Raw genomic sequence first — 5,883 nt, forward strand, 5'->3', positions numbered from 1 at the left:
ACGACGACAGCTGAACCGGCCGAAGCAGTCGAGCCACCAACCCCAGATGAGCCTGAAGTGTTGGCAGCTGATGCAGGGGCGAAGCTATACGAGTCCAACTGTAAAGTCTGCCACGAAGCAGGTCTGCTCGATGCACCAAAATACGGTGATAAAGCAGCGTGGGCGCCGCGGCTTGCTAAGGGTATAGAGACGCTACATATGCACTCAGCGCAGGGCTTTAACAAGATGCCCGCGCAGGCGACTGACAAAGTAAGCGAAGCGGAGGTCTATGCAGCGGTCGATTATATGGTAGCTGCCGTGAGCTGATTTAGGCGATATGAGCCATTGAAATTTGCTAAACTGGCCGTCATTGTGACAGACAATGGCGGTTTTTTTTGTGCAAGTGCTTAGATAGAGAGTCGCAGATAAAAGCGTGGTCAAAACCAACACGCAGACCAAGGTATGATAAAGGCAAAAATATGAAGGTATTGGGTTTAGAAACGTCTTGTGATGAGACGGGGCTGGCGATCTTTGACAGTGAGCAAATGGGTAGCGACAATCAAGGTTTGGTCGGGCAGGTGCTGTATTCACAAATAGAGCTGCACGCTGTCTATGGCGGCGTGGTGCCTGAGCTTGCCAGCCGCGATCATATTCGTAAGCTCGTACCGCTACTCGATGAGCTGCTCGCGCAGTGTGATATGAGTAAAAACGACATTGATGCTATCGCCTATACCAAAGGCCCAGGCCTTATCGGTGCGCTGATGACGGGCGCGCTGTTTGGTCGTAGCTTGGCATACGGCTTGGATATCCCTGCGATAGGGGTTCATCATATGGAAGGTCATCTGCTGGCGCCGCTGATGGGTGCCAATCCGCCAGCGTTTCCGTTTGTCTCGCTACTGGTATCTGGCGGGCACACGCAGCTGATCGCGGCAAAAGGCATTGGCGAGTATGAGATACTAGGCGAGTCCATCGATGATGCGGCAGGGGAGTGCTTTGATAAAGCGGCCAAAATGCTCGGCCTGCCGTATCCTGGGGGCCCTAATATCGCTAAATTAGCCGAAAATGGCGATCCCAGTGCTTATGATTTGCCGCGGCCGATGCTGCATCGTGGACTGGATTTTTCTTTTAGCGGTATGAAAACAGCGGTGCATAATCTTATCAAAGACACTGCTGGCTCTGACAGTGACCCACAAGTACGCGCCGATATTGCCGCAAGCTTCCAACACGCGATGGTCGATACGCTAGTAAAAAAATGCGTCAAAGCGCTCAAACAAGCAGGCATGAGTCGCTTAGTAATCGCGGGCGGGGTCAGCGCCAATACGCACTTGCGTGAGACCTTGGAGCGTGAGCTGGCCAAGATCAATGCCACCGTGCATTATGCACCGCCAGCACTGTGTACAGATAATGGCGCAATGATCGCTTATACGGGTTACGAGCGCCTACAAGCGGGGCAGGCTGATGATCTAGCCGTCAGCTGCGTACCGCGTTGGCCGATGACAGAATTACCAGCACTGTTGCCTGCAGTATAACGTTCAAAAGCCATATAAATTAAGGATAACCTATGCAGTGGCTAGCAATAGGCTTAGGAGCGGCATTAGGCGCGTGTTTACGTGGCTATTTAGCGCGCTTTAATCCACTGCATCACTGGATACCGCTTGGTACGCTTGGCGCGAATGTGTTGGGCGGCCTGCTGATTGGCCTTGCGCTCGTCTGGTTTGAGCGTATGGGTAGCGATTTATCGCCTAATATCAGACTGTTTGTGATTACTGGGTTTTTGGGTGGACTGACGACGTTTAGTACCTTTAGTGCAGAAGTATTTAGTTTTATTCATGATGGGCGGCTGTTGGCAGGTTTGGCGTTGATCGGTCTGCACGTTGGGCTGACATTGCTGGCGACTGCGATTGGCTTTTATTTTTTTAAGTTGGTACTTTAGCATCTCTAGATATTACTTGTTTGATTAGTGATTTGGTTTAAGTGGTTCCTTTATTGCAGTCTGTTTTAAGTGGTCTGTTAGTAGGTTTGAGAGGCGAAATAGCTGGTTCCCTTGGGGTATATTCCAAGAGAACCAATGAAACCCTATTCTTCTATCCAATGTTATTTGTCCTAATACCCGTTACGTCAGTTACGTTTTTCAGCATAAACCACTTAGACATAGTGATTAACTGTATGTCATTATTTACTTTTAAGTTAATCTCTTATTCTAATTAATAAACAGTCTGCCGAAAGACTGACGCCCTTTAGGATCTTATTATGAAAAAACTATCAACATTGAAGAAATCTCTTGTAATGGCACTGAGTGTCGCAAGCTTTAGCATGGCCTCTGTTTCAGCCACTCAAGCAGCCACTGCTATGAATGAGGTAACGGCAGCATCACAGAGTAAGATCAGTCTAGAGCAGGCGCTGGCCCTTGCTAATAAAGCGGTAAAAGGAGATATCATTAGTGCAGACTTTGATCAAGAAGATCGTAACGAAAATAGCCATTACGATATCAAAATCGTTACCAACAATAATGAACAAGAAGTCAGCGTGAATGCCAATACAGGCAAGGTCACGAAAGGAGACACAGAGCGTTTAGACAAAGAAGACTTGGCAGAATATAAGGCCATGAAACAAGCAAAAGTGAGTTTGTCTCAAGCTATAAAAAAAGCAAACCAAACGCTGAAAGGGAAAGTGCTTGAAGTAGGGTTCGACATGGATTTTGGCAAGCCTGTCTACAAAGTTGAAATTGGTAAAGGCAATCAAATTCATAAAGTCGTTGTCGATAGCATGACTGGTAAGATTACTCGCAGTTAGGTAAGCGACGTTGATCGTGATGATTAACTACTGATACCCTGTATTGCATATAGCCTCAAATATTAAAAAGCCCCAAGCTACTTTCTCAAGTGGCTTGGGGTCTTTAATAGCAAGTCTAAATAAACACTTATTGGTATCTAGTGTGGGTTCATATTTGTGGATTGCTGGCCGTTTTGAGCCTTTCCCAAAAAGTGTGTAACTATCATTTAGATTGTAGAAGTACTTACACGAAATTTAGAAAAGGCTCAGTTGATGGTTTTTAGAGATTGTCTACTGAATTTGAGCGGCCAGCCAACCATATTTTTTATACTCATGTAACATCCATTATATTCTTAGCGGTTTTCTTTGGTTTAGAAGCTATTAGACTTGAGACTGTCAGGTAAGCTTCATTAACTATCGAAAATTCTATCTAAACATCAAGAATGATGCAGGTTGTGGTGGCATGAGCATACAACTTGCCATCAGGCCCTACAATTTTTCCTTCAGCAGTTGCTGTTCTTCGACCAGCATGAATGACTTTACCTTCAGCCCGTACTAAAGGTGTTGCCACTGTCAAAGCTCGCACCATATTTACTTTTATCTCTAAAGTTGTATAGGTTTTTCCTGCTGGTAAAAGGGTATGTACAGCGCAGCCAACAGCAGAATCTAAAAGCGTACAAAACCAGCCACCATGGACTGTACCCAATGGGTTGTAATGATGACGCTTTGGACGCCCTTGAAAAACGGCAATACCTTTTTCCATATGAATAGGAGTGTAGTCGAGCGTTAGACCAATAGGAGGATGAGGCAGCTCTCCTGCAAACATAGCATTAAAAATGTCCATACCGCTGCGAGTAGTTAAGTCTGATAATGGAATGACGTCAGCGTCACCTAGCTTCTCTCTAATGAGTGCTTCTTCTGTTTCCCATGTTGCTATAGTTTCTTCAACATTCATTTTCAATTCCTTAAAACGATAAATAAGAGGTTAGCTCATTCTTATAAAGACCAAAGTTTTATCAATTAGTGTTCTTAATGTTTGCTTTTATTTTTAAAATACATCGTTACATAGCTGATTAACCAAAAAGCACATATTGCTTGAAACCAGATAAGACTGTGCATGGTGATCGTCATAATATTATCAGTCTCAACGTTGTAGTGTAGTAATGACAATAAACCCATCAAGGCATACAAATAAAGCCACCAATGCCCCTTGCTCATCTGACTTTTGACAGCCACAATCAGGCCATAGATACCAATTGGTGTCATGACGAACCAAAAAGCATCTACCAGATGAGGGGATAACCAATCAGGCTCAGGATAGTGGTCAAAATAAACCACATTATGAACATAGTGCAAAATGCTCGAGAACACATTAAGTAATACAATGAAAATTAAGGTTTTATAATATTTGTAACGATTTATCATGGTGTACCTTGTTGATCGTCTCTAAAATATCTTGCCAAATATGAGTGTTCTTGCTTCTAAAATAGCCAAAATGCCCAATTGATTGGTCTGATCCCTTGCTAATGGTATAGCGTTTAAAAGTGATGGGTTGGTTGCTAGTCACATTTTTCCAAAAATTATGCAGGTTGCGTTCAGTGCAGATTTCATCATCATCGGCAGTGAAGACGAAGGTTGGCACATTAAAATTCTTGTAAGTCCCAAGGGGAATGGTTTTTCCATAGAATTTTTCTGAGAAAAACAGCTCTTTTTCTCGGCACCAAGCCCCCCATTCCTCTGTAAAACCAGCAGGTAAATCTTCCATGAGTTTGAAGCTTTTAGCCGGCACATAATTAAAGACTTTATTACTAAGCGGGGCTAAAAAACGGAAAAAGAAATTAGCCTTAAGACGATAGCGAAGCGGCATATAGCTAAAGTATCCTGCTGAGACAGCCACTGCGATTAAAGCACCCAATTGATCAGCATTATGAGCAATACCAACTTGTTGACCTCCAGCGCTATGCCCTACGCAATACAAGGGTAAATCATTGAACAGGCGCTTGGCTGTATCGATAACAGCTGGAATGTCGTACCGTCCGATATCAGAATACTGATAATGACACTCCTTTAGATGACTCACTTTAGAATCGCAAAACCCTCTATAGTTCCAAAGAATGACATGAAAACCATGCTCTCTTAAGTATTTAGCAAAAGGTAAATAATAAGAAGTATTGGTAGCGGTTCCTGGGTTTATTAGAACAACGGCTTTAGGATTAGCAGCTTTATAAAGAGTGGCACGCAGCTCGACGTTGTCGTCCGTCAATATATTAATATCCATAAAAAACCCTACTTGTTGTTAATTAATGGCTACTATAAACTATGGACATTACTCCACAGTCAAGCGTTAATTGAGGGTGCTCGATAATGAATATAAAAGAATTAACTGAAATAGTCGGATTAAGCAGAGATACCATTCGTTTTTACGAAAGGGAAGGATTAATTTCGTCACCATCTAGAAAATCTAATGGTTATAGAGATTACGATAACAGGATTGTGGAACAGCTCAATATGATTATTATGGCGAAGGAGTTAGGTTTCACCTTAAAAGAGATTAAAGAGCTAACAGAGCTATTGTATTCAAACAACCTGACGCAATCACAAATGGGTGAAAAGCTTCTAGAAAAAAATAAGCAAATTGAAGTTAAGATTCTAGAGTTATCTAAAATGAAAGCGTTAATAGATGATGCATTAAAAGGCATGTGTTCTTATAAAGATAAGCTAGCTCTTTAATCTAAGTTATGAAAAAGTACACTGTGTCTATTTCAGCAAGTTGAAAGATTGGTACTATTAGCCCACAGCTTATCATTCAAGTCCTCACTAGGGGTACCGAGCCTTTACCCATAAAGAGTGATTATGGTAAATAAAGCTCTAAACCGGCTTCACAATCCCATCAAGTAAACTCGCAAACCCCTGCATATAAGCCATATCTTGGCTCGCCGTGCGCGTTGCGGCATAAAGCTGACAATACACGCCATTGCCTAACGGACGGGAGACCACCCAGCCTTTTTTCTCATATTCAGCAACGACCCAATCGGGCAGGGCTGCCACGCCGCGCTCGCTGGCGACCAATTGAATGAGCATCGCCGTCAACTCTGTGGTACGGACACTCTCAAAGCTTACCTGTGCTGGCGT

At 43.4% G+C, this 5,883-nt stretch carries 9 protein-coding genes; 5 read left to right on the forward strand and 4 right to left on the reverse strand.

Translation table 11 applies throughout. From position 1 onward, the window contains the following. The 4 genes from NK638_RS11590 to NK638_RS11605 all read left to right on the forward strand — a co-directional run. The coding region (locus NK638_RS11590; protein ID WP_274633130.1) for a c-type cytochrome at positions 1 to 306 on the forward strand (306 nt) is incomplete at its 5' end. Positions 307 to 458: 152 nt separating this feature from the next. After that, entirely contained in the window at positions 459 to 1,508 is a 1,050-nt protein-coding gene (gene tsaD / locus NK638_RS11595; protein WP_274633131.1) for a tRNA (adenosine(37)-N6)-threonylcarbamoyltransferase complex transferase subunit TsaD, read from the forward strand. Positions 1,509 to 1,540: 32 nt separating this feature from the next. Then, the gene (gene crcB, locus NK638_RS11600) at positions 1,541 to 1,912 is read left to right on the forward strand and encodes a fluoride efflux transporter CrcB (RefSeq protein WP_201584301.1); all 372 of its coding nucleotides are present in this window, start codon (positions 1,541 to 1,543) and stop codon (positions 1,910 to 1,912) included. A 317-nt stretch (positions 1,913 to 2,229) separates the two neighbouring features. Further along, on the forward strand, positions 2,230 to 2,772 hold the full coding sequence (locus NK638_RS11605) for a PepSY domain-containing protein (protein WP_274633132.1): 543 nt from the start codon (positions 2,230 to 2,232) through the stop codon (positions 2,770 to 2,772). Between the two features lie 409 nt (positions 2,773 to 3,181). Here NK638_RS11605 and NK638_RS11610 read toward each other — a convergent pair whose 3' ends face one another. The 3 genes from NK638_RS11610 to NK638_RS11620 form a co-directional block, all read right to left on the reverse strand. Further along, positions 3,182 to 3,706, reverse strand: coding sequence for a PaaI family thioesterase (locus NK638_RS11610; protein WP_058023454.1), 525 nt, complete (start codon positions 3,704 to 3,706; stop codon positions 3,182 to 3,184). 74 nt (positions 3,707 to 3,780) lie between these two features. Beyond that, the gene (locus NK638_RS11615) at positions 3,781 to 4,176 is read right to left on the reverse strand and encodes a hypothetical protein (protein WP_274633133.1); all 396 of its coding nucleotides are present in this window, start codon (positions 4,174 to 4,176) and stop codon (positions 3,781 to 3,783) included. Next, on the reverse strand, positions 4,151 to 5,029 hold the full coding sequence (locus NK638_RS11620; RefSeq protein WP_274633134.1) for an alpha/beta hydrolase family protein: 879 nt from the start codon (positions 5,027 to 5,029) through the stop codon (positions 4,151 to 4,153). Before NK638_RS11620 ends, NK638_RS11615 begins: the two co-directional genes overlap by 26 nt. Before the next feature lie 86 nt (positions 5,030 to 5,115). On the opposite strand from NK638_RS11620, the gene NK638_RS11625 reads away from it, so the two are divergent. Next, the gene (locus NK638_RS11625; RefSeq protein ID WP_274633135.1) at positions 5,116 to 5,481 is read left to right on the forward strand and encodes a MerR family transcriptional regulator; all 366 of its coding nucleotides are present in this window, start codon (positions 5,116 to 5,118) and stop codon (positions 5,479 to 5,481) included. Positions 5,482 to 5,619: 138 nt separating this feature from the next. Here NK638_RS11625 and NK638_RS11630 read toward each other — a convergent pair. Further along, the coding region (locus NK638_RS11630) for a LysR substrate-binding domain-containing protein (RefSeq protein ID WP_274633136.1) at positions 5,620 to 5,883 on the reverse strand (264 nt) is incomplete at its 5' end.

This window comes from Psychrobacter sp. A3, assembly GCF_028823565.1.
GTDB lineage: Bacteria > Pseudomonadota > Gammaproteobacteria > Pseudomonadales > Moraxellaceae > Psychrobacter > Psychrobacter celer.